General features: G+C 49.9%; 18 protein-coding genes. 7 read left to right on the top strand and 11 right to left on the bottom strand.

The features are described from left to right. Positions 1–12 precede the first annotated feature (12 nt). The 5 genes from L4174_RS06740 to uvrY all read right to left on the bottom strand — a co-directional run bounded on the left by L4174_RS06740 (position 13) and on the right by uvrY (position 7,886). Complete coding sequence (locus tag L4174_RS06740) at positions 13–1,257, bottom strand: carboxynorspermidine synthase (RefSeq protein ID WP_248139775.1); 1,245 nt, start codon at positions 1,255–1,257, stop codon at positions 13–15. Positions 1,258–1,326: 69 nt separating this feature from the next. Next, a complete protein-coding gene (locus L4174_RS06735; protein WP_248139774.1) occupies positions 1,327–4,212 on the bottom strand; it encodes a pyridoxal phosphate-dependent class III aminotransferase in 2,886 nt (961 codons plus the stop codon). A gap of 550 nt (positions 4,213–4,762) precedes the next feature. Then, a complete protein-coding gene (gene pgsA, locus L4174_RS06730) occupies positions 4,763–5,320 on the bottom strand; it encodes a CDP-diacylglycerol--glycerol-3-phosphate 3-phosphatidyltransferase (RefSeq protein ID WP_248139773.1) in 558 nt (185 codons plus the stop codon). Between the two features lie 86 nt (positions 5,321–5,406). Next, a complete protein-coding gene (uvrC, locus tag L4174_RS06725; protein WP_248139772.1) occupies positions 5,407–7,242 on the bottom strand; it encodes an excinuclease ABC subunit UvrC in 1,836 nt (611 codons plus the stop codon). Continuing rightward, positions 7,242–7,886 (bottom strand): UvrY/SirA/GacA family response regulator transcription factor, encoded by a 645-nt coding sequence (gene uvrY, locus L4174_RS06720; protein WP_036750689.1) that lies wholly within the window; start codon positions 7,884–7,886, stop codon positions 7,242–7,244. Before uvrY ends, uvrC begins: the two co-directional genes overlap by 1 nt. 917 nt (positions 7,887–8,803) lie before the next feature. Between uvrY and xdhA the strand changes: the two genes are divergently transcribed. Genes xdhA through guaD form a run of 4 tightly spaced genes read left to right on the top strand, consistent with a single transcriptional unit; the run spans position 8,804 to position 14,951 of the window. Next, positions 8,804–10,252: a xanthine dehydrogenase small subunit gene (gene xdhA, locus L4174_RS06715; protein ID WP_256549374.1), complete on the top strand. Its 1,449-nt coding sequence runs from the start codon at positions 8,804–8,806 to the stop codon at positions 10,250–10,252. Continuing rightward, a complete protein-coding gene (xdhB, locus tag L4174_RS06710; RefSeq protein ID WP_248139771.1) occupies positions 10,245–12,665 on the top strand; it encodes a xanthine dehydrogenase molybdopterin binding subunit in 2,421 nt (806 codons plus the stop codon). The genes xdhA and xdhB overlap by 8 nt, the downstream gene beginning before the upstream one ends. A gap of 57 nt (positions 12,666–12,722) precedes the next feature. Next, positions 12,723–13,577: a xanthine dehydrogenase accessory protein XdhC gene (xdhC, locus tag L4174_RS06705; RefSeq protein ID WP_248141617.1), complete on the top strand. Its 855-nt coding sequence runs from the start codon at positions 12,723–12,725 to the stop codon at positions 13,575–13,577. Between the two features lie 24 nt (positions 13,578–13,601). Continuing rightward, complete coding sequence (guaD, locus tag L4174_RS06700) at positions 13,602–14,951, top strand: guanine deaminase (RefSeq protein ID WP_248139770.1); 1,350 nt, start codon at positions 13,602–13,604, stop codon at positions 14,949–14,951. Positions 14,952–15,049: 98 nt separating this feature from the next. Here the strand turns inward: guaD and hmpA are convergent, their stop codons facing one another. Then, positions 15,050–16,222, bottom strand: coding sequence for an NO-inducible flavohemoprotein (gene hmpA / locus L4174_RS06695; RefSeq protein WP_248139769.1), 1,173 nt, complete (start codon positions 16,220–16,222; stop codon positions 15,050–15,052). Positions 16,223–16,336: 114 nt separating this feature from the next. On the opposite strand from hmpA, the gene nsrR reads away from it, so the two are divergent. After that, positions 16,337–16,768 carry a nitric oxide-sensing transcriptional repressor NsrR gene (gene nsrR, locus L4174_RS06690; protein ID WP_248139768.1) on the top strand — a complete coding sequence of 144 codons (432 nt, stop codon included), beginning with the start codon at positions 16,337–16,339 and terminating at the stop codon, positions 16,766–16,768. 46 nt (positions 16,769–16,814) lie between these two features. On the opposite strand, the gene L4174_RS06685 is transcribed toward nsrR, so the two are convergent. The 5 genes from L4174_RS06685 to puuE form a co-directional block, all read right to left on the bottom strand. Beyond that, on the bottom strand, positions 16,815–17,912 hold the full coding sequence (locus L4174_RS06685) for a type I restriction endonuclease (protein WP_248139766.1): 1,098 nt from the start codon (positions 17,910–17,912) through the stop codon (positions 16,815–16,817). 340 nt (positions 17,913–18,252) lie between these two features. Then, positions 18,253–19,506, bottom strand: coding sequence for a urate hydroxylase PuuD (locus L4174_RS06680; protein WP_248139764.1), 1,254 nt, complete (start codon positions 19,504–19,506; stop codon positions 18,253–18,255). A gap of 46 nt (positions 19,507–19,552) precedes the next feature. Next, entirely contained in the window at positions 19,553–20,098 is a 546-nt protein-coding gene (locus L4174_RS06675) for an ureidoglycolate lyase (RefSeq protein WP_248139762.1), read from the bottom strand. Positions 20,099–20,118: 20 nt separating this feature from the next. Beyond that, positions 20,119–20,634: a 2-oxo-4-hydroxy-4-carboxy-5-ureidoimidazoline decarboxylase gene (gene uraD / locus L4174_RS06670; protein WP_248141611.1), complete on the bottom strand. Its 516-nt coding sequence runs from the start codon at positions 20,632–20,634 to the stop codon at positions 20,119–20,121. A gap of 2 nt (positions 20,635–20,636) precedes the next feature. Further along, positions 20,637–21,560, bottom strand: coding sequence for an allantoinase PuuE (puuE, locus tag L4174_RS06665; RefSeq protein WP_248139760.1), 924 nt, complete (start codon positions 21,558–21,560; stop codon positions 20,637–20,639). Positions 21,561–21,954: 394 nt separating this feature from the next. Between puuE and uraH the strand changes: the two genes are divergently transcribed. Together uraH and L4174_RS06655 are read left to right on the top strand one after the other, a co-directional pair. Continuing rightward, positions 21,955–22,308 carry a hydroxyisourate hydrolase gene (gene uraH / locus L4174_RS06660; RefSeq protein ID WP_248139758.1) on the top strand — a complete coding sequence of 118 codons (354 nt, stop codon included), beginning with the start codon at positions 21,955–21,957 and terminating at the stop codon, positions 22,306–22,308. A gap of 276 nt (positions 22,309–22,584) precedes the next feature. Beyond that, a complete protein-coding gene (locus tag L4174_RS06655; RefSeq protein ID WP_248139756.1) occupies positions 22,585–23,931 on the top strand; it encodes an NCS2 family permease in 1,347 nt (448 codons plus the stop codon). The last annotated feature ends 103 nt before the right edge of the window (positions 23,932–24,034 follow it).

Here is a 24,034-nt window from a genome sequence, read left to right as displayed (position 1 = left end):
TCACAACCGTGATTATTTCAGGATGTTGATTTGTGGCTGACGAGGATCAAGTTCCTGAACATGCCAGTCCAGACCGATTTCAGGCATCGTTTCCAGGAATGGGTCCGGATTCAGCTGCTCCATGTTGAAGACGCCCGCATCCGCCCACTGTCCGCGGAAATACTGCAGCGCAGCTGTAATTGCAGGTACACCCGTGGTGTAAGCAATTGCCTGATGCTCAACATCTTTGTAAGCCACTTCGTGATCAGCGTTGTTATAGATGAACACGCTGCGTGGTTCACCGGATTTCGTGCCCTGAACCCAGGTACCGATACAGGTTTTACCTGTGTAGCCCGGTGCCAGCGTCGTTGGATCCGGCAGCAGTGCTTTCAGCACTTTCAATGGCTCAACGACAGTACCGTCACCCAGCGTCACCGGATCCGGACTCAGCAGACCGATGTCGCGCATACAGTTAAAGTAGTTCAGGTAACGGTCACCAAAGCCCATCCAGAATTCAATGCGTTTCGCCGGGATAAACTCTTTCATGGAACGCACTTCATCGTGTGCCATGGAGTAAACTTTGTGGCTGCCCACCAGCGGGAAATCGAATTCCATCATCCGGGTGTGGCATGGCACTTGTTTCCACTCACCTTCTTCCCAGTAAAAGGAGTCGCCCTGAATTTCCAGCATATTGGTTTCAGGATCGAAGTTGGTCGCAAATTTCTTACCGTGGTCACCCGCATTGACATCCATGACATCGATAGAATCAATCTCATCGAACAGATGCTTCACTGCATACGCAGCAAAAACGCTGACAACACCCGGATCAAAACCGGCGCCCAGAATACCTGTGATACCTGCTTCTTTGAATTTCTCGCGGAAAGCCCACTGAGGGTCATAGGCTTCCGGCACCTGCTGGCCTTCGCTGCACAGGTCTACCGCAACTGAGGTATCAAGATATGACACTTTGGCCTGATAACAGGCTTCCATGATTGCAACGTTCACCCAAGGAGGACCAGCGTTAATCACCAGATCGGGCTGAACCTCTTTGATCAGTGCCACAAGGGCATCGACATCGTCCGCATCCACAGCACGCGCTTCAAGCTTCTTGCTTGAATCTTTCATGTTGTTGCGACCCTTGATGGATTCAATGATCTGTTCGCACTTGTTCACAGTACGCGAAGCGATAGTAATATCACCTAACACATCATTGTTTTGAGCAGCTTTATGGGCAATAACCCAGCCAACACCCCCAGCACCGATTTGTAAAATTGCCATTTCAATAATTCCGTCTTCTTCAGATAAATCATTGGCTTGCCCCAGCCCCACTGAGGCAAGCCACGTAGATCAGTCAACCAGTGAACAAGCAAGCTGGTTAACGTCATTCAGCAGATTCTCAAAGTCCGCCATGGTCAGGCATGGATTGAGAATCGTTAATTTGAGTGCGATTTTGCCATCAACAACCGTTTCACCCAAGACTGCAACACCTTTCACCAGTGCCTCAAAACGCAGTTTTTTGTTCAACTGGTCCAGATCCGCATCTTTCGCGCCAGCATAGCGGAACAGAACCGTCGACAGCGCAGGATCAGCCAGCAGCTCGAACTCTTCAGACTGGTTCACCAGATCGGCAACCTGTTGCGTCTGTCCCAGCAGGTGATCATACATTGCACCCAGTGCCTGTGTACCCACAGCTTGCATAGTCATCAGCACTTTCAAAGCATCAAAACGCTTCGTGGTTGCAATCGACTTGTCGACCAGGTTTGGTACTACATCGTCTTCGCGGTTCAGGTAATCCGCATGGTGCAGCAGATACTTGAAGTTACTCTTGTCTTTGATGATCACTGCGCCACAGCTGATTGGCTGATAGAACAGTTTGTGGAAGTCCACACTGATCGAATCCGCACGCTCAATGCCGTGCAGGCGCGTTTTGTGACGGCTCAGAATCAGCGCACCGCCGTAAGCTCCGTCAACATGCAGCCACATGCTGTGCTGCGCCGCGATATCTGCCAGACCGTCCAGATCATCAATCGCACCGTGGTCTGTGGTACCAGCAGTACCCACAACCGCGAATGGCATCAGGCCGTCACGTTTCAGTTCATCAATACGTGTCACCAGTGAAGCCAGTTTGATGGTGCCGTCCGGATGCGTGTCTACGGTTTCCACCGCATGCTCACCCAGTCCCATCAGAGACGCTGACTTCTGTACGGTGAAGTGAGATTTCTTCGAGCACAGAATACGCATCTTACCGGCATACTCAGGCAGACCTTGCTTCTGGATGTTGTGACCCGACTGATTATCTGCAAACCAGTCACGTGCCAGCAACAGGCCCATCAGGTTACTTTGTGTCCCGCCGCTGGTGAAAACACCATCCGCATCTTTGCTGTAACCGTATACGCCGCACAGCCAGTCGACGACTTTCTGTTCAACGAAAGTTGCCGCCGTCGACTGATCCCATGAATCCATCGACTGATTCAGCGCCGCGATAAAGGCTTCTGCTGCAACCGCAGGAACCAGTGGTGGCGTGTGCAGGTGCGCAATGCAGTTCGGGTGCTGAACCATGATTGAGTTCTTGGCAATCAGCTCACCCGCCTGATCAATCACCGCTTCAAGAGGCAGTTGCTGATCTGTCAGTTCAATATTGTTAATCAGGCTTTTCAGAACCTGTGGCTCCATACCTGAGTATGGTGCTGTTGTGCTTTCGAAGACTTGCTTCAGCACTTTCGTTGTCTGGTTCAGAGCCGCTTCAAACTGATCCGCACCACCTTCGCCGGTGTGGATAAAGAATGAACGCCACTTGTCAGCGTCGCTGGCTGCAGAGGTTTCAACCACTTTCGCAGGACCTGCAGTCGCGATGATCGCTTTGCTCAGTGCATCCAGTGCGAAGTCAATTTGCTCAAAAGTAATGATCAATGGTGGCAGGAAACGCAGTACAGAACCCTGACGGCCGCCTTTCTCAATGATCAGACCGCGCTCCAGCGCAGCACGCTGAATTTGCAGCGTCAGTTGCGGATCTGCTTCCGGCTCGCCGAATTTGTTTTTCTTGCCTGCCTTGACAATCTCAAGACCCAGCATCAAACCTTTACCACGAACTTCGCCGATGCAATCAACGTAAGACGCAATGCGCTCAAGACCTTCACGCAGGTACTGACCGGCAACGCGTGCGTGCTCAACCAGGTTGTCACGCTGAATAATTTCCAGAGCTTTGGCACCTGTCGCCATCGCCAGCTGGTTACCACGGAAAGTACCGGTATGCTCACCCGGACGCCAGGTATCTACAGACTTATCGAAAATCAGCAGAGACATTGGCAGACCGCCACCGACTGCTTTAGACAAGCACAGGATATCCGGTGTAATACCAGACTCTTCAAAGGCAAAATTGTAACCGGTTTTACCGATACCACACTGAATTTCATCGAAAATCAGTAAAATGCCATGTTCTTTAGTGATTCGGCGCAGTTCGCGCAGCCAGAATGCTGGCGCAGGAATCACACCACCTTCGCCCTGGACCGGCTCAACAATAATGGCCGCTGGTTTCTGCACGCCGCTTTCGTCGTCATGCAGCATACGCTCCAGATAGCGCAGAGTTTGTTTGGCACCTTCATCGCCACCCATACCAAACGGACAGCGCAGGCTGTAAGGGAATGGTGCAAAGTGAACGTCTGCCATCAGACCCTGACGGCGAGCTTTGGTGTTCAGGTTACCCATCATCGCCATCGTGCCGTTGGTCATTCCGTGGTATGCACCATGGAAAGCCATCATCACGTTACGGCCTGTGGTTTGTTTAGCCAGCTTAATCGCGGCTTCAACGGCATCAGCACCAGAAGGGCCACAGAACTGAATCCGCGCATTGGCTGCGAACTCATCCGGCAGGAAGTTCATCACTTCTTTGATGAACTTGTCTTTCACTGGTGTTGTGATATCCAGCGTCTGATACGGAATCCCCGCATTCAACTGATCAATAATTGCCTGGTTAATCTCAGGGTGGTTATAACCCAGAACCAGCGTACCTGCACCGGCCAGGCAGTCCAGATAGACCTGACCTCGGCTGTCTTCAACCAATAGACCTGTTGCCTTTTTAATTGCAAGTGGCAGGCGACGTGGGTACGAACGCACTTCAGACTCATAATGCTCCTGACTGAGCAGCAGCTCATCCGGGGTCAGGTCATAAATGTCATGAACAACAGGAACATTGGACGCATGCTTGACATCGTCTAAATCAAACACATTACTCATTGGTATTTAATCCAAAATAGTGAAGTCCACCTAAGGTGGTACTTTTGAGTATAAAAGACATTGATAAGTCAAAGACTTACCGGGAACGCGTAACACAGCGCGCAACTAATCAGCACAGCAATGAAGATTGCTGTTCATTAATAGCAGGCAGCTGAGACAAGGTGATCGGACGATCAAGGTTCAGTAATAATACTGCAATTGGGTAAGACAAAGCTGATTCGGGTCAGAGACGTTAAAATATTCACAGTTGGGTTCCTTAATTGATGCGCTTGCTCAACTGCGCAAGACAGCATGATTAATGCCCTTCTACTGACAGCGCCAATCGCCGGCAGTACCTACGGATCGTCAACATGCAATCAGCCTGAATTCATGGTGACGGATGTGTCTCAGATATGTTTCCCCCTGAGATTGCGCGAAAAATAACATACTGGGCTTTTCATTGCCAAGCAGAATTTATGATTGATTAAAAAAATTCATTCTCATCTTACATTTTCAAACAAAACAAAAGCGGCCGGGGCCGCTTTTGTGTCAAATCCAGGTGATTGTTCTGTCACATATTGTCAGGATGGAGCAAATCACCTTTTGCTGCTTTCAAGTACAAGTACATCGACCAGTAAGTCAAAATCGTTGCAATGTAGAGGGCAACAAAGCCGATTGTTTCAAGGAATGAGTTGGGGTGCCATAACAGCATAACCAAAGCGAACATCTGCGCGGCCGTCTTCACCTTGCCCACCCAGGACACAGAGATGCTGGAGCGTTTACCCAGTTCAGCCATCCATTCCCGCAGTGCTGAAATGATGATCTCCCGGCCAATCATCGTCATTGCCGGAATCGACACCCAGACGGAATGATAATTTTCTGTCACCAGCACCAAAGCAGTTGCAACCATCACCTTGTCTGCAACCGGATCAATAAATGCGCCGAAACGGGAAGTCTGGTTCAGTTTACGGGCCAGATAACCGTCAAACCAGTCGGTAATCCCGGCGATTGTAAAAATAAGAGCCGTTGCAAAGGGTGACCATTCGTAAGGCAGGTAAAAGGTAATCACGAAAAATGGGATGAGCACCAGCCTGACAAAGCTCAGGATATTTGGAATTGTTAAGCGCATACTGTTCGTTCTTATGTTATCGGAATAAGCCTGTTTACCATCGACAGCCTTCTCTCTGGTAAACAGACTCTAAGGGTGCCGCAAAGCTAGCTGTGTTGCAATGCGTCATAAATTTTTTCCGCCAGAGATCGGCTGATTCCCGGCACTTTTTCTATTTCTTCCCTGCTTGCGCGTTTCAGCTCCTGCAGTCCCCCCATGTATTTCAGCAACGACTGACGGCGCTTCGGTCCGATACCCTCGATATCTTCAAGTGTACTGCGTTTACGCACTTTGCCCCGCTGCGCTCGGTGACCACTGATAGCATGGTCATGGCTTTCATCGCGGATGTGCTGAATCAGATGCAGTGCAGGTGAATCACTGGGTAAAGAAAACTCTTCTCCCGTCACCAGTAACAGCGTTTCCAGTCCCGGTTTGCGTGTTGTTCCCTTAGCAACCCCGACCAGCAAAGGACGTTTCGGCCAGTCGCCGGTCAAAGGACTGACAACATCATGCGCCCGGGACAGCTGCCCTTTACCACCGTCGATAAAAATAATATCTGGGATTTTATCCGGATCCAGCTGCTTGCCATAACGACGATTCAGTGCCTGCCCCATGGCCGCATAATCATCCCCGCCCGTGATGCCGGTAATATTGAATCGCCGGTATTCTTGTCTGACCGGACCTTCCTGATTGAACACCACGCAGGAAGCCACTGTTTTTTCTCCCATGGTATGGCTAATGTCAAAACATTCCATCCGGGAAAGTGAATCCAGTCCCAAGGTTTCACGCAGTTCTGTGACACGCTGATGCACTGTCATTTTATGATTGAGCTGACTGGTTAACGCGGTCAGCGCGTTTGTCTGTGCCAGTTTCAGGTAACGGGCACGATAACTCCGGGCCTGTGAACGCAGTTCAACCTTACGTCCAGCCACTTCTGAAAGCGCAGCAGACATACTGGCCTGCTCATCGCCCAGAGATTCACCCAGTAAAATCACAGAAGGAATCACTCTTCCCTCTGCCTGATTGAAATAGTACTGACTGATAAAACTGGTGATCACCTCTGTGATATCCGTATCCGCCGGCATCCGGGGAAAATAGCTTCTGCTGCCCAGTACTTTACCCTGCCGGATGAACAGCGCATGAATACAGGCGATGCCTTTATCCTGGGCAATACCAATGACATCAAGATCGTCTTCGCTGTCCTGGCTGACAAACTGCTGTTCCTGCACACGACGCAATGCCTGAATCTGATCCCGGTACCGCGCAGCCTTCTCAAACGCCAATTGTGAACTTGCCACTTCCATTTTCTCGACCAGTGCATTAATCACCTGGCGATCTTTCCCTTGCAGAAACAAGCGTACAAAGTTGACCTGCTCTGCGTAATCTTCATCGCTGACCAGACCTTTCACACAAGGCCCCAGACAACGACCAATCTGGTACATCAGGCAAGGTCGGCTGCGGTTGGCATAAACCGAGTCTTCACACTGACGAATCGGGAAAACTTTCTGAAGAAGATGAAGGCTTTGTCGGACAGCGCCAGAATCCGGGTAAGGTCCGAAATATTCCCCTTTGCGCTTTTTCGCTCCGCGATGAACAGACAATCTGGGATGATGTTGACCGCTCAGGAAAATATAAGGGTAAGATTTGTCATCTCGCAGCAATACATTGTATTTAGGCAAATACTGCTTGATGTAATTGTGCTCAAGGATCAGTGCTTCGGTTTCGGTGTGCGTCACCGTGACGTCAATCTTGCAGATATTACGGACCAGCGCGCGTGTTTTTTCGCTGGAAACCTGAACACGAAAGTAACTCGACAACCGTTTTTTCAGGTCTTTCGCTTTCCCCACATATATCACTTCCCCAGCCTGGTCGTACATCCGATATACGCCAGGTTGGTTTGTTACTGTTTTCAGAAAGCTTTTTGCATCAAAAGTGTCGGACACTACAACGTCTCTGTGTCTAGCATTCCATGACGAATTGCGAGATGAGTCAGTTCAACATCACCACTGATATCCAGCTTATTAAATAAGCGGTAGCGGTAACTGTTCACTGTTTTCGGGCTCAGATTTAATTGCTCTGAAATTTCAGTCACCTTCTGACCCTTGGTGATCATCATCATGATTTGTAACTCGCGCTCAGACAGATCCTTAAACGGATTCTCCGAGTTTGAAGCAAATTGACTCAAAGCCATTTGCTGCGCAATTTCCGGCGAAATATAACGCTGGCCGCTGTTCACCGTACGGATGGCATTCACCATCTCATCGGCACCTGCACCTTTGGTCAGATAACCACAAGCTCCGGCCTGCATCACTTTAGTCGGGAACGGGTTTTCGGTATGGACAGTCAGAACAATAATCTTCACATCAGGATTGAATCGAAGAATTTTGCGTGTCGCTTCCAGTCCACCAATGCCAGGCATGTTCATATCCATGAGGATAATGTCGGCATGTTCATTTCGACACCATTTTACGGCGTCTTCACCACTGATGGCTTCCCCTACCACTTTAATACCACGGACATCTTCCAGAAGACGTCGGATCCCTGTGCGAACCAGTTCGTGATCATCTACAAGGAATACATTAATCAAGCTGTATCTCCAATTATGATTTGGCTCTGCACCCTGCCGGAATTGGCGGGATAACTTTTGCTGATAGTACCCAATTTTGCCTGAACTTGGAATCTCCCGACAAAGTGTTTATGTGTTTGAGTACAAGTTTCACTCAATGCCATCGGCCACAATTACATCAGAAAACTTCCGCTTTTAACCTGTTAAGTCAAAAATTTACCGGGACAGTTACATATGAAGCAGTGCAGAATATTATTCAGTATTACCAAGCTGTTATAATCTACAAAATAAAAAAATGCCACTCCCATATTCATTCATCATGTTTATCATTGCTTGATAAATTATCCATTCTGACACTGTGGTCTTAGCAAAAGCCAAAGAAACCCACGAGAGCGACTGACCCACCATATGACACAACAAGCATAAAACGCTTACAACTGATGTCTAAAGGGCATTATTTCAGACCTGTACTTCTAAACTTCAGTTTAGCTCAGCCACTTTGACAGCAATGGCCAGCACCCGCAAAAAAGCTTTTCAGATCACAGAGTATCCACTTTATTTAGGATTCTGTCATGATCCGAAACAAGCCCTTGAAAATCAATCAATTAAAACCAAAACACCAACTACATCTCAAACATTCACAGCAACATTTTCCACCAACTGAGGCTAATATTTATAGAGATTCTGACTGTTTTATTGATAACAACAATATCAAAACATCATGATGTAACCAGAAAGACAATATTTAGAAACAAATTTTGCGCACAAGAATCAAAACAATCGTTTAAGAAACACACAATCAATTGATTTATATAGATTAAGACCTGATTTCAAGAAAAACAAAACGTCACAAGGTGTTAACATCAAAAGTTGACTAAGGAGTCAAGTATATCCAGAATTGACTTATAGGTCAGATCATGAGCCTGTGAGGAGGTCACTTGATTACGTTTTTGTTAAACCAGGACGTTCGGGAAGAAGAGCATCTCTCCCCGAACATGACGGTACTGAATTACCTGCGTACCCATGTTCAGAAAACAGGCACCAAGGAAGGTTGCGGCTCTGGAGATTGCGGCGCCTGCACCGTGGTGCTTGGCGAACTTGTTGACGGTAAGCTGCAATACCGTTCCGTCAATTCCTGCCTGACTTTTGTCTCATCTCTGCACGGTAAACAGTTAATTACCGTCGAAGATCTGCAATCCGCAGATAAGCAGCTCCACCCTGTGCAGCAGGCGATGGTGGAATATCACGGCTCTCAGTGTGGTTACTGTACGCCGGGCTTTATTATGTCGATGTTTGCGCTGAGCAAAAACAAACCGGCGGCCGACAAAGAAGATGTGATGGAAGCGCTGGCCGGCAACCTGTGCCGCTGTACCGGCTATCGTCCGATTGTGGATGCTGCGTTGTCACTCAGCCAGGAAGCACAGCTGATGGACCAGTTCGCCGAGCTGGAAAAACAAACCATCGAGAAACTGTCAAAAATCAGCCTGTCAAATGCCACACTGAAACATGAAGGCCAGTATGGCTTTTCACCCACATCGAGCGATGAGCTGGCAAACCTGCTGCTGACGCATCCGGACGCGCGTATGGTCGCCGGAGGCACGGATCTGGCACTGGAAGTCACTCAGTTCCATCGCCCGATCAGCAAACTGATCAATGTGGGCCAGGTCAGTGACATGAAAGTGCTGGCTGAAACTGAAAGCAGCATTGAAATCGGTGCCAATCTGCCGATTTCCGACTGCTATGCCACACTGAAAAAGTACTATCCGGATTTTGGGGAACTGCTGCATCGTTTTGCTTCGTTGCAGGTCCGGAACCAGGGCACGCTGGGCGGCAATATTGCTAACGCGTCACCGATTGGTGACAGCCCGCCGCTGTTGATCGCACTGAATGCGCAAATCGTCCTGCGTCGCGGCAATGAGCGCCGCACACTGCCCCTGGAAGATTACTTCATCAGCTATAAAATCACAGCTCAGCAGCCGTCCGAGTTTATTGAGAAGATTATCGTTCCTAAGCCAGTGATTGGCAGCGAGTTCCGTGCTTACAAACTGTCGAAACGTCTGGATGATGATATTTCAGCGGTCTGTGGTGCCTTCACGCTCTCTCTGAGTGACGACGGTAAAGTTGCGGACGCACATATCGCCTTCGGCGGGATGGCCGCGGTGCCAAAACGTGCATCGAACTGTGAAACAGCATTAATCGGCCAGCCATGGAGTCTCGACACGGTTAAAGCCGCGATGGCTGCGCTGCATCATGACTTCGAACCACTGTCAGATTTCCGGGCCAGTAAGGAATATCGTGCATTAACGGCAGCCAATATGCTGCACCGTTTCTACCTCGAACAACAGTCCAACGGCCAAATTGAAACAAGGGTAACTGCTTATGTCTAATCATCACCATAACCCATTGAGTCACGATGAAATGGTGGCGAAATTCGCGCAGGATCTCACGACAGGCGTTGGGAGAAGCGTGAAACATGACAGCGCCACCAAACAGGTCACCGGTGAAGCCGTTTACATTGATGACCGGCTGGAATTTCCGAATCAGCTGCACGTCTACGCGCGCACCAGTACTTACGCCCACGCGAAAATCACGAAACTGGATGTCAGTCCGTGCTATGCCTTTGAAGGCGTCGCCATTGCCATCACCAGTAAAGATGTTCCGGGGCAACTGGACATCGGTGCCGTACTGCCGGGCGATCCGCTGCTGGCTGACGGTGTCGTTGAGTTCTATGGCCAGCCCGTGATTGCGGTGGCTGCAGATGACATGGAAACCGCCCGTAAAGCGGCACAAGCTGCCATCATCGAATACGAACCGCTGGAAGCTGTACTGGATGTCGAAGAAGCGCTGGCGAAAAAACACTTTGTCTCAGACAGCCATCAACACAAACGGGGTGATTCCGAAAGTGCGCTGGCGTCAGCCAAACACATCCTGGAAGGCGACCTGCACATCGGGGGTCAGGAACACTTCTACCTGGAAACTCAGGTCAGCTCCGTCATGCCCACGGAAGATGGCGGCATGATCGTCTATACCTCGACCCAGAACCCGACCGAAGTTCAAAAACTGGTCGCGGAAGTGCTGGGCGTGCCGATGCATAAAGTCGTGATTGACATGCGTCGCATGGGGGGCGGCTTCGGCGGGAAAGAAACACAGGCGGCAAGTCCTGCGTGTCTGGCCGCAGTGATCGCACACCTGACCGGTCGTCCAACCAAAATGCGTCTGCCACGCATGGAAGACATGACCATGACGGGGAAACGCCACCCGTTCTACAACCAGTACAAAGTCGGTTTTGACGACAACGGTCGTATTCACGGCATTGATATCAGCGTGTCAGGGAACTGCGGCTACTCCCCTGACCTGTCGAATTCGATTGTCGACCGCGCCATGTTCCACTCCGACAACGCCTACTATCTGGGCGATGCCACCGTCACCGGTCACCGCTGCAAAACCAATATTGCATCGAACACCGCGTACCGTGGCTTCGGTGGTCCTCAGGGCATGATGACCATTGAACACATCATGGATGAAATCGCCCAGTATCTGGGCAAAGATCCGCTGGATGTCCGTAAAGAGAACTACTACGGCCATGAAGACCGGAATGTCACTCACTACTATCAGACTGTGGAAGATAACTTCATCCACGAAATTACGGATCAACTGGAAGCCAGCAGTGACTATCAGGCTCGCCGGAAAGCCATCGCCGAGTTCAACAAAACCAGTCCGATTCTGAAAAAAGGTCTGGCGCTGACACCGGTGAAATTCGGGATTTCGTTTACTGCGACCTTCCTGAACCAGGCCGGTGCACTGATCCACATCTACACCGACGGCAGTATTCACCTGAACCACGGTGGTACTGAAATGGGTCAGGGCCTGAATACCAAAGTGGCTCAGGTGGTTGCGGAAGTCTTTCAGGTGGATATCGACCGGATTCAGATTACGGCGACCAACACCGATAAGGTACCGAATACGTCACCAACCGCTGCATCGTCTGGTGCAGACCTGAACGGCAAAGCGGCTCAGAATGCGGCATTGACCATCAAACAGCGTTTGATCGACTTCGCATGCAGTCACTTTAAAGTCACACCGGAAGACGTGGTTTTTAAAAACGGTCTGGTCCAGATCCGAGAAGCATTACTGAGCTTCGAGGATCTGATCCAGCAGGCTTACTTCAATCAGGTTTCTCTGTCGAGCACCGGTTTCTACCGTACGCCGAAGATTTACTACGATCACGAGAAAGCCCGCGGCCGTCCATTCTATTACTACGCATATGGCGCTGCCTGTGCCGAAGTAGTGCTGGATACGCTGACCGGTGAGTACAAAATCCTGCGTGCGGACATCCTGCACGATGTGGGTGCTTCGCTGAACCCGGCCATTGATATCGGTCAGGTTGAAGGCGGCTTCATTCAGGGTGTGGGCTGGCTGACCACAGAGGAACTGATCTGGAACGATCAGGGACGGTTGGTGACCAACGGTCCGGCGAGCTACAAAATCCCGGCGATTGCGGATATGCCAATTGATTTCCGCACTCAACTGCTGGAAAACCGCAGCAATCCGGAAGATACCGTTTTCAATTCGAAAGCTGTGGGTGAACCGCCATTCATGCTGGGCATGTCTGTCTGGAGTGCCATCAAAGATGCCATCCGCTCAGTTGCTGAGCCTGGTGCCTTAGTGAAGCTGGACACCCCGGCAACACCAGAGCGCGTTCTCTGGGCCATTAATGAAGTGCAGCCATCGCAGTCTCAGCCTTTCCTGAGCCGCAGGAAACAGGAAGAAGAAACGACGGCCCCTGAACAAGCCCAGTAATCCGCAGGGAAGTAGTAAATGGCGGGTCGGGTCGGCCCGCCAGATGAGGAAAGCGCGATGTTTAAAGACAACTGGATTCATGCTCTGGCTGAACTGGATCAGCGTGGTGAGCCTTGTGTGATGGTCACAGTGCTGGCCGACCGGGGTTCCGTTCCCCGTGATGCCGGCACAAAAATGCTGGTCACCCGGAATGAAATCATCGCCACCATTGGCGGTGGTCATCTGGAGCACAAAGCCATCAAGCTGGCACGGGAAATGCTGCTCACCGGAGACAGACATCCCAGGGTCGAGCATTTCAATCTGGGTGCGCGGCTGGGCCAGTGCTGCGGCGGCATGGCGACACTCAGCTTAGAGCCGATTGGTCAGCAACAGCATCATCTGGTGCTTTTTGGTGCAGGCCATGTCGCCAAAGCCTTAATCCATATTGTCAGTACATTGCCTTTCCGCGTGACCTGGATTGATCAGCGAGACAGTGAGTTCCCTGCTGAGCTGCCACTTGGCGTGACCAAACTGGTCTCGGATGATCCGGTCGGTGAGATCCGCGATATGCCGAACAACAGCTATTACCTGGTGATGACCCACAACCATCAGCTCGATTTTGAGCTGGCGAGGGAAATCCTCAACAGAAATGATATCACTTACTTTGGCATGATAGGGTCACTGACCAAAAGGAAGAAGTTTGATTATCGCCTGTCTCAGCGCGGCTACGACGATGAAACCATTCGTCGTATGGTCTGCCCCATTGGGATTGATGCCGTCAAAGGCAAACACCCTGCTGAAATTGCGGTGTCGGTTGCCGGAGAGCTGATCGCCCACTATCAGGGCATGCCAATCGCCGACAAGCGAGAAGCCAGTGAGCACGACGCTGCTGCCACAGCGTCTGACGACAGTGTCGATCATCAAGTCGCCTGAAAGCGGTAAATGAAGGAAATTTAAATGACAACACAACGCACAGCTTATCGCTCAGCGATTTTACACAGCATTGCCGATCCCCATGACGTCGGGCTTGAAAACAGTTTTGAATTTTTTGAAGACGGTGTTCTGGTCGTGGAAAACGGCCATATTCTGGATATCGGCCCGGCCGAAGAAGTGCTGGCACGCCAACCGTCCCCCCTGCAAGTGACGCAGTACGAACACAAACTGATCACCGCCGGTTTCATTGATACACACATTCACTATCCGCAAACCGGCATGATTGCCTCTTATGGAGAGCAGTTGCTGGACTGGCTGGAAAACTACACGTTCCCGGAAGAACTCAAGTTCAAGAATCCGGTTTATGCCCGTCAGGTTGCCAATATCTTCTTTGATGAACTGGCAAGCAACGGGACCACAACGGCGCTGGTGTTCGGCACCGTGCATAAAGAATCTGTGGATGTGTTTTTTGAAGAAGCTGAAAAACGCAAACTGCGGATGATCGCCGGTAAAGTGCTGATGGACAGAAACGCGCCGGATTACCTGACCGACACCCCGGAGTCAGGTTATCAGGATTCCAAAGCCCTGATCGAAAAATGGCACAAGAAAGATCGTCTTCTGTATGCGGTCACCCCCCGTTTTGCGCCAACCAGTACCGATGAACAGCTGGCGACCGTAGGCAAACTGCTGGAAGAATATCCGGATGTGTACATGCACACGCATCTGTCTGAGAACAAGAAAGAGATTGAATGGGTACTGGAGCTGTTCCCGGATCGTGACACCTACCTCGATGTTTACGACCATTACAAGCTGCTGAAAGAACGTGCCGTTTTTGCGCACGGGATTCACCTGACCGACTGTGAATGTCAGCGTCTGGCCGAAACCGGTTCAGCCATTTCGTTCTGTCCGACTTCAAACCTGTTCCTGGGCTCCGGTTTATTTAACCTGCCGAAAATGGAACAGCATGGCGTGCGTGTCGGGATGGGAACCGATGTCGGTGCCGGCACCAGTTTCTCTCTGCTTCAGACGATGAGCGAGGGCTACAAAGTGCTGCAATTACAGCAGCAGAAACTGCATCCGTTCAAATCACTGTATCTGGCAACACTGGGCGGTGCGAAAGCGCTGTATCTGGACGAAAAAATCGGCAACCTGCAACCGGGGAAAGAAGCCGATTTCGTGGTGCTGGATTTGCACGCAACCCCGTTAATGTCTTTCCGGATGCAACAGGCCAAAACCCTGGAAGAGCAACTCTTTGTCCTGATGAGTCTGGGCGATGACCGGACTGTCAGCAAAACCTTCGTCTATGGCGAGAAAGCCTATGATTCAGAAGGGACAACCGAACCAGAAATGGTAACCAAGAAAAAAGCGAGTTAAAACTCGCGTCTCCACAATGCGTCTATCCTTGCCCGCCCTCGGTATTCACGTTTGTTATACCGCCGAGGACGGGCGTTTTTTATCAGTCTGACTTAACCTTACAGCACCTTATGCGGCCCGAAACATTCATAGTGAATCTGCGACTCAGGCACGCCCTTTTCCTGCAGCTGCTTTGCAATATGCTGCATGAATGGCACCGGACCGCAGAAGTAGAACACCGTATTCTGCCAGTCAATTGTGTCTGCTAACTGGCTGAGATCCATCAGTCCTTCAAAATCTGCATCTTTCCCTTGTGGTTCGCGATACCACACATGGCTGGTAACCTGTTCCGACTTGTCTGCGATGCTCTTAACGTGCGCACCCAACGCGTGCTGGTGATGGTTTTCCGCTGCATGTAACCAGTGCACAGGCGCCTGATGACTCTCCTGAATACTCTCCAACATCGCCAGCATTGGCGTCAAGCCAACACCGGCCGAAATCAGTGCGACCGGCTGAGAAGCGTCAGAACGGAAGTAAAAATCACCCGACGGTGCCGCCAGCCGAACTTTATCGCCCACTTTTAAGTGCTGGTGCAAATAGTTAGACACGGTGCCCTGCGCTTCCCGCTTAACGGAAATTCGATAGGTTTGCGCATTCGGGGCTGATGAGAGGCTGTACTGACGGATTTCCTGATACTCAAAGCTCTCAGGCTTTAAGTAGATGCCAATATACTGACCGGGTTGATATGCCGCGACCGGCTGGTCATCGGTCGGCATGAAGACGAAGCTGGTAATCACATCACTCTCTGGTGTTTTTGCCACCAGTTCGAATTCCCGGGTGCCGCGCCAGCCACCGGTTTTTGCCTCATTTTCCTGGTAAATCGCCTCTTCACGGTCAATAAACACAGTAGACAACAAACCGTATGCTTCAGCCCAGGCATCCAGTACAGCCTGGCCCGGCGAGAACATTTCGTCAATCGTGCCCAGTAAGTGTTCACCAACAATCGCGTATTGTTCGGCTGTAATATTGAAGCTGGCATGTTTCTGCGCAATTTTTTCAACCACAGGCAGCAGTACTTCCAGATTGTCGATATTCGCGGCATAACCATAAACCGCGTTGAACAGAGCTTCGCGTTGGCGGCCGCTGTCCTGATGGGTCAGGTTAAAAATATCTTTCAGCTGAGGATGATGGCGGAACATCCGCTCATAAAAATGAGCAGTGAGTTTCGGACCCGTTTCGGCCAGTAATGGTGCAGTGGATTTCACGATATCAATGGTGTTCTGACTGAGCATAATGACTTCCTTTAAAACATGTATCTGTAATGCATGTTTTAAAGTTGTATCTGAAATATATCTTTCAGTCAATAAAGGAATTACACTGAACACTGCTCCACAAGAGGAAAATCCGTGCAACTGACTAACTTTACTGACTACGGCCTCCGTGCCTTGATCCTGCTTGGCGCCTTGCCAGACGGGGAACTCACTAGCATCAACCATGTCAGTGAAACTTTTGCCGTGTCGAAAAATCATATGGTGAAAATCATCAATAAACTGGGCCAGCTCGGTTATGTGAAAACCGTCCGCGGCAAAAATGGCGGGATCTGTCTGGCGAAACCGGCGGATCAGATTGTGATTGGACAAGTGGTACGGGACCTGGAACCGCTGCAGGTGGTAAACTGCGCGCCGGAGTTTTGTCACATTACCCCGGCCTGCCGTCTGAAAAACTATCTGGTCAAAGCAAAAGAGGCCTTTCTGGCACAGCTCGACAAATGCACGATTGCGGATATGCTGACAGAAAACAATGAACTGCTGATATTGCTGATGAGACCACAGGATTAAACTGCCCCATTTTCAAAACAGATGGGGCATGTTAATGGACACTGCGCTATGAGGCGGATGGTTCGGGTTGCATGTAACGTTCGGCAACTGAAAGCAGAAGTTCCGTATGGTTGAAGAGATCATCGACACAATCTATCGGATAGCGAGTCTCTTTCTTATCCTCGCCAATCACACCCAAATACTTCTGCTTTGCATTAAAGTGTAACCGACAGAGTGGCTTACGATTATTGTCATCAAGAAGCACGCCAAAATAACTTTGTGTATCACGCGAGTGTATACGGGAGACATCCAGTTTTTGGCGAAGAATCGCTTTCACGACATTGAATCCTTCAATTTCTTCTTCTGTCGTGATAATTTTTGAATCTCCTTCTTTTTCAGCTTCATCATCATTTAATAAAGAAACTGATTCAATCTGAGACAATTTTGATTCAGAACCCATCGCAGATTGTAAACGCGCATTAATGCTGTCATTTAAAAACTGCTTCAACGCTTTTTGCGTTAATTCCATAAACTGGGCTTTTACTTTCGGTGTCTGAACCCCGTCATAAACTTTAGAAGTGAAGAATTTAACGAAATCTTCCTCTGGATGGTTAAACTGATCACCCAAAACTTTCTTAATCTGACTTGTATATTTCAGTTCCCCTGCGGCATCCACCACAGAATCAACGTCAAAAGAAGTTTTCGTGAGCTTCTTAACCTCTGGCACTAAATGCTCATCCAGATTTTCAAGATCTAAAGTCAGGAAAGGCTTTTCATCCATCTTGTTGGGTGCATCCAAATCAGTAAAAAACTGATATTTCACACCATTGGTTAAAATGGCAATTCTGGCATTTGTCACTGAAAAATAACGAAAAAGCTGCCCCGCATGTTTCGTCGATAATTCATCACCGAACTTTTTACACTCAATCAATATCTGCACCTCACCATCTTTCATCAGTGCATAATCAACTTTCTCGCCTTTTTTCGTTGCCGTATCTGCCGTAAATTCGGGAATCACTTCTTGCGGATTAAAAACATCGTAGCCTAAAACTGAATGTAAAAAAGGCATGACCAGCGCTGTTTTCGTCGCCTCTTCTGTTGCAAGTGTCCCGGCAAACTGCTCAACCTTTTTCGCTAGCGTCTGCAATCTTTCGATAAAATCCATGACCAACTCCTTTTTTAATGCTTCGTTCGAAACATAGGTGCACTCATCCCAATACACATAGAAAAGAGGTTCGAATAGTGATCCTGTTATCAAAAAATTCCCGTAAATCAATGCCTCTTGCTTATCCGTCAGTCAATTAAAAATAACCATCTTTCTCAGACATTTATCAGAAACAAAAAAAAGCCCCGATACAAGACGTATGGGGCTGGTCACATATTATGGATTGATATGTAAAGGAGATTATTACCTTACTTACCCGGCACTGCAGATTGGTCGACAGCAGCACCGGATATTTCAGGCCTAACGGACTATAACGCAGGGATTTTCACCCCACAGGGCGCTAGAGTTGCGCGCCCTGTTTGACCCAGGCACCGATAAGCTTACGTTCGTCATCAGTCATCTGAGTCAGGTTACCCAGCGGCATGACTTTCGTCTGAACCGCCTGAGCAACAATACGTGGTGCATTGACTTTAATTTCTTCCGGTGTATCCAGAATCACACCTGCAGGCGCGGTTTTAAACGCTGCATGAGTCGGGTGCGCAGAATGGCAGACTGCACAGCGCTCCTGAATCACATTGTTCACCTGGGCAAAAGACACACCACTGTTTTGTGGTTGTGCTGCTGCGGTTTGACCCGCTTCACCCTGCACCGCTGTAGACTCAACGTGCGCCGCAGGAGCAGATGTCTCACCCATTCTGCTGGCGTATGGAGATGTCACAAATGCCAGTGCAACCATGCCCAGTGCCGCCAGCGGCAATGTCCAGGCAAACTTCTGACCACCATGACGGGTGTTGAAGTAATGGCGAACCAGAATACTGAATACCGCCAGACCTGCCAGAATCAACCAGTTATATTCAGAGCCATAGGTGCTCGGGAAATGGTTACTGATCATGATGAACAATACAGGCAGCGTCAGGTAGTTGTTGTGACGCGAGCGCAGCAAACCTTTCGCAGGCAGCACCGGATCAGGTTCGCGGTTTTCTTCAATAGCTTTCACCAGACCGCGCTGAGCCGGCATGATGACGAAGAATACGTTCCCGACCATGATGGTCCCGATGATGGCGCCAACGTGAATATAAGCACCCCGGCCACTGAAGACCTGGCTCAGACCATACGCAGCCCCAACCAGTCCAAAGAACAGAAGGATTGCCAGCAGGACCGGTGTTTTACCCAGCGGTGAATCACACAGCAGGTTATAGATGATCCAGCCTGCAGCCAGTGCGCCCACGCCCAGCGCAACGGAAGCCGTTGAGCCCAGACCGGAACCCGGTGCGACCAGATAGATATCGGCATTGAGGTAATACACGACACACAGCAGCAAAATACCGGTGATCCAGGTGAAATAAGCTTCCCACTTAAACCAGTGCAGATTTTCCGGCATGCTGGGTGGCGCCAGTTTGTATTTTTCCAGGTGGTAAATCCCGCCGCCATGAATGGCCCAGAGATCACCGGATAAGCCGGTTTTCGGGTTCACCCGGTTCAGGTTGTTTTCCAGCCAGATAAAGTAGAATGAGGCACCAATCCATGCGATACCTACAATCATGTGAACCCAGCGAATTACCAGATTCAGCCATTCCGTCATATGTGGATCCATAACGAACTCCTGTTATGTTATGCGTTCTTTGATTGCCTCTGGCTTATCAAAGTACGACGGTTGATGCTTCCTGCTCCAAACTGCTCAGTGATAATTCGATTCGGACATCGTCAGAGAAGTGCACTTCATCGCAGTTATTGCCGGGTCCGGCACGGTCAACCACCAGAAACTGGTCGTTTTCGTGCAGCGCCAGCACCGGGTGGTGCCAGACCCCTTTTCCATAATTCACGCCCTGACGTCCATTACTGTAAAACGCCTTAAGCTGAGCGGGGTCTGGTGTATCCCCTTTCGGGGCCACCACGATCAGGTACGGATGACCCAGTAAAGGAATGAAAGCCTGAGAACCCAGCGGGTGCCGCTCCATCATGGCGATCCGCAGCGGATAGCTCAGAGGCTGGGCTTCAAAGATACTGATGATTGCTGAACCGCCTTCAGTCGCGACATCCACATTCGCCATGGCATGGTACCGTCGGGTCGAACCATTGTTGATCATAAAGTAGTCGCTGACTTCTTTATCAATTACATCTCCGAAAGGGGCAAATGCTTCGCGCGTTAGCGGCTCAATCGTCAGTGTTCTTACTGGTGTACTCATCCTTTTTATTCCTGTCCTGGTTACATGGTCTGCAGACGGAACAAAGCGATCTTATTGATCTCTTCGAGCGCCTTATTGAACTCAGCCTCAATATCATGACCTAATCGCTCCTCAAAGGATTCAAGGATTTGATAACGATTGGCCCCTTTCACTGCCATGATGAAGGGAAATTGAAATCGTGCTTTGTAGCTGTCGTTGTAACGATTGAATTTTTCGAATTCTTCAGGTGAACACTGATCTATCCCTGCGCCTGCCTGTTCCGCGGTTGATGCCGCCGTCAGCTCGCCATTCACCGCAGCACGTCCGGCTAAATCCGGGTGCGTGTTGATCAGTGCCAGTTGTTCTGCATGACTGGCCGATAACAAAGTATCAGCCATCCGGGCATGGAGCGTGGCGATTTCATCATCTGCCTCGCTGATGCCATTGTCATAAACTTTTTCCGCCACCCATGGGCTGTGCTCATAAACATCAGCAAATTGAGCGACAAACTCATCCCTGGTCATTTGGCTCGGTTGGCAAGACGTAAAACGTGCCATCATTAAAACTCCTTCATACTTGGGTGCGGGTGATGCTCGTGCCAGTGCTTGGCAATATCAACGCGGCGGCACAGCCAGACTTTGTCATGCTGGTTCACATATTCCAGAAAACGGCGCAACGCTGCGATCCGTCCCGGACGGCCAATCAACCGGCAATGCAGACCCACAGACATCATCTTGGGTGCAGCCGCGCCCTCTTCATACAGGGTGTCAAAGGTATCTTTTAAATAGTTGAAGAACTGATCACCGGCATTGAAGCCCTGCACGGTCGCAAAGCGCATGTCATTGACATCCAGCGTGTAAGGAATAACCAGCTGAGGTTTCGGGCCTTCTTCATGCCAGTAAGGCAGATCATCATCGTAGGCGTCCGAGTCATACAGGAATCCGCCTTCTTCCGCGACCAGACGACGCGTATTCGGACCGGTACGGCCTGTGTACCAGCCATACGGACGCTCGCCTGTCAGGTTTTGGATGATCTCGATGGCTTTCATCATATGATCACGTTCTTCAGACTCATCCACGTTCTGATAGTCAATCCAGCGGTATCCGTGACTGCAGATTTCATGGCCTGCCTCAACAAAAGCTTTCGCCACATCCGGGTGACGCTCCAGTGCCATCGCGACACCAAAAATGGTCAGCGGGATATCGTATTGCTTAAACAGACGCAGGATACGCCAGACACCTGCACGGCTGCCGTATTCATAAATGGATTCCATGCTGATATGACGTTGACCCAGAAAAGGCTGCGCCGCTGGGATTTCAGATAAAAATGCTTCCGACTCACTATCGCCATGAAGAATGCAACGTTCTCCACCTTCTTCATAGTTGAGAACAAAAGAGACAGCGACGCGAGCGTCATTTGGCCAACGAGGGTGCGGCGGTACTGCACCATAGCCGATCAGATTGCGTGGATACTCATTACTCACACATGACTCCTTTTGATCCTAATTGGTCAACGCTATGACCATCTGATAATCAATTTATAACAGCGATTGTATACAATATCCAGATTTTTTGTAAATAAAATGTACCTAACATTTTTTGTGAACAATCAAAAAAAGTTAAGCAGTTGTGATCCAATCATTGGTTTCTTAAATATCAATATCTTATCGAGTTCCCATAGCCAACAAGGGCTTAGCGCGCCTATCATCCGGGTTAACATTTCAGTTACACAGCCCTTTACTAATCGATAAAGTTGTGTACATAGTTAAATACAATGTAGCGAACTGATATCGGATCACACAGAAAGGCATAGAATATGCTATGCAACAAAGCATCCATATTCGTACAACTAAAGGAGCGCAACGCGCGAGGTTATCCATGGGAAAACTGACTACTCACGTGCTTGATACAGCCTCAGGCTTACCCGGAGCAGAAATCAAAGTGTCTCTGTTCCGTCAGGAAGGCACAGATTTTGTTTTGGTAAAAACCACGCATACCAACTCGGATGGTCGAACCGATCAGCCTTTGCTGGAAGGCGAAGACTTCACCGCCGGCAAATATCAGCTGATTTTCGAGACGGCACACTACTTCAGACAGCAAGGTATTGAACTGGCTTCGGTCCCTTTCCTGGATGATGTCGTGATCCGTTTCGGGATTGCCGATACCAGCAGCCACTATCACGTCCCGTTACTGGTATCCCCTTACAGCTTCTCCACATACCGGGGCAGCTGATCCAAAACCGTGCAAAAGTAGCAACCAATTACTCTCGGGCCTGAGGTCAGATGCAGGTTCGGGAGTGACGCAAGAGAGTTTGAAGATTGTATACAAAAGTGCAGGCTAAGTATTAATCACTTCAGAAACCATGCAGTCTCCGGCAGCGAGCAGGCCGGAAGGATTTCAGCAAGTGACGGCCTGGAGATAGAGGGAAAGCCCTGATTCGTCTGCGAAGTTGGATACACCAATAATAGCCAGCACACAGACGTCCAGGCACAAAAAGGAAGCGTCGTCATGAACAATTCGAAAACAGAAACGCTCAGCCGTTCTGAAGCCGGTTCAGCTTCATTGTTAGAGCGTCTGTTTAAACTCAGCGCTCACGGCACCAGCGTGAGAAATGAGATCGTCGGTGGGATTACAACCTTTGCCACCATGGCTTACATCATTTTCGTTAACCCACAAATCATGTCGGCCTCAGGCATGGATGCTGAAGCTGTCTTCGTCGCCACCTGTATTGGTGCTGCCATCGGTACACTGCTGATGGGCCTGTTCGCCAACTGGCCTGTTGGTCTGGCACCGGGTATGGGTCTGAACGCTTTTTTCTCTTTCACCGTGGTGGGAGAAATGGGCTACAGCTGGCAGGTCGCCCTGGGGGCCGTGTTTATTTCCGGTGTACTCTTCGTCGCGATGAGTTTCTATAAAGTCCGCGAATGGATCATCGACAGTATTCCCGAAAGCCTTCGTTTCGCCATGACGGCCGGTGTCGGTCTGTTTCTGGGCCTGATTGGTCTGAAAACCGCAGGGATAATCGTCGACAATCCGGCCACACTGGTCAGCCTGGGAGACTTTACCCAGCCACAGGCATTACTGGCTGCGATCTGCTTTCTGATTATCGCGGTTCTGAGTGAACGCAATATCTTTGGTGCCGTGCTCATCGGGATGTTCAGTGTCACTCTGGTTGGTTTCATGCTGGGACTGGTTCAGTACAACGGTGTGATTGCTATGCCGCCAAGTCTTGCACCAACCCTGTTTGCAATGGACATCACCGGTGCCCTGAACATTTCAATGATCAGCGTGATCCTGGCCTTCCTGTTTGTCAACATGTTTGATACTGCGGGAACCCTGATGGGTGTGGCTGAACGCGCTCATCTGAGAAACAAGGAAACCGGCAGAATCGAAGGTCTGAGCAAGGCGCTGAAAGCTGACAGTATCGCCAGTGTGGCCGGTGCCTGTGTCGGTTGTCCGCCGGTCACCAGTTACGTCGAGAGTGCCGCAGGTGTTGCTGCTGGCGGCCGAACGGGCCTGTCCGCTATAGTGATCGGACTGCTGTTTGTTGCCGCAATTTTCTTCTCACCTCTGGCGGGTATGATCCCTTCTTATGCCACCGCCGGTGCGCTGATTTACGTGGCCTTTGTCATGATGGGAAGTATGCAGCATGTGAAATGGAATGACTTCACCGATGCAGCACCCGCAGCAATCACCGCACTGATGATGCCGCTGACATTTTCTATCGCAAATGGTATCGCGCTGGGCTTTATCACTTTCACTGTGCTGAAAGTTGCGACCGGCAGAACCAAAGATGTCTCCATCAGCATGTACATCCTGACTGCAATCTTTGTGGCCAAGCTGGTGTATCTCTGATTCTAAAAACATAAATAAACAATGATTTTGGTGCACACCACTTCTGTAACGCTACAGGAGCAGGTCCCTGCACCCTTTAAAAACCAAAAGACGTAAACACGAC

Origin of the sequence: Photobacterium sp. CCB-ST2H9 (assembly GCF_023151555.2) — a bacterium.
Classification (GTDB): Bacteria; Pseudomonadota; Gammaproteobacteria; order Enterobacterales; family Vibrionaceae; genus Photobacterium.
This window is presented reverse-complemented; position numbering and strand designations above follow the sequence as displayed.

Excerpts from the sequence above, each read along its gene's own strand:
- L4174_RS06740 (WP_248139775.1), bottom strand. The coding sequence starts at position 1,257 with ATGGCAATTTTACAAATCGGTGCTGGGGGTGTTGGCTGGGTTATTGCC.
- L4174_RS06735 (WP_248139774.1), bottom strand. The coding sequence starts at position 4,212 with ATGAGTAATGTGTTTGATTTAGACGATGTCAAGCATGCGTCCAATGTT.
- pgsA (WP_248139773.1), bottom strand. The coding sequence starts at position 5,320 with ATGCGCTTAACAATTCCAAATATCCTGAGCTTTGTCAGGCTGGTGCTC.
- xdhB (WP_248139771.1), top strand. The coding sequence starts at position 10,245 with ATGTCTAATCATCACCATAACCCATTGAGTCACGATGAAATGGTGGCG.
- xdhC (WP_248141617.1), top strand. The coding sequence starts at position 12,723 with ATGTTTAAAGACAACTGGATTCATGCTCTGGCTGAACTGGATCAGCGT.
- guaD (WP_248139770.1), top strand. The coding sequence starts at position 13,602 with ATGACAACACAACGCACAGCTTATCGCTCAGCGATTTTACACAGCATT.
- hmpA (WP_248139769.1), bottom strand. The coding sequence starts at position 16,222 with ATGCTCAGTCAGAACACCATTGATATCGTGAAATCCACTGCACCATTA.
- L4174_RS06685 (WP_248139766.1), bottom strand. The coding sequence starts at position 17,912 with ATGGATTTTATCGAAAGATTGCAGACGCTAGCGAAAAAGGTTGAGCAG.
- L4174_RS06680 (WP_248139764.1), bottom strand. The coding sequence starts at position 19,506 with ATGGATCCACATATGACGGAATGGCTGAATCTGGTAATTCGCTGGGTT.
- L4174_RS06675 (WP_248139762.1), bottom strand. The coding sequence starts at position 20,098 with ATGAGTACACCAGTAAGAACACTGACGATTGAGCCGCTAACGCGCGAA.
- uraD (WP_248141611.1), bottom strand. The coding sequence starts at position 20,634 with ATGGCACGTTTTACGTCTTGCCAACCGAGCCAAATGACCAGGGATGAG.
- uraH (WP_248139758.1), top strand. The coding sequence starts at position 21,955 with ATGGGAAAACTGACTACTCACGTGCTTGATACAGCCTCAGGCTTACCC.
- L4174_RS06655 (WP_248139756.1), top strand. The coding sequence starts at position 22,585 with ATGAACAATTCGAAAACAGAAACGCTCAGCCGTTCTGAAGCCGGTTCA.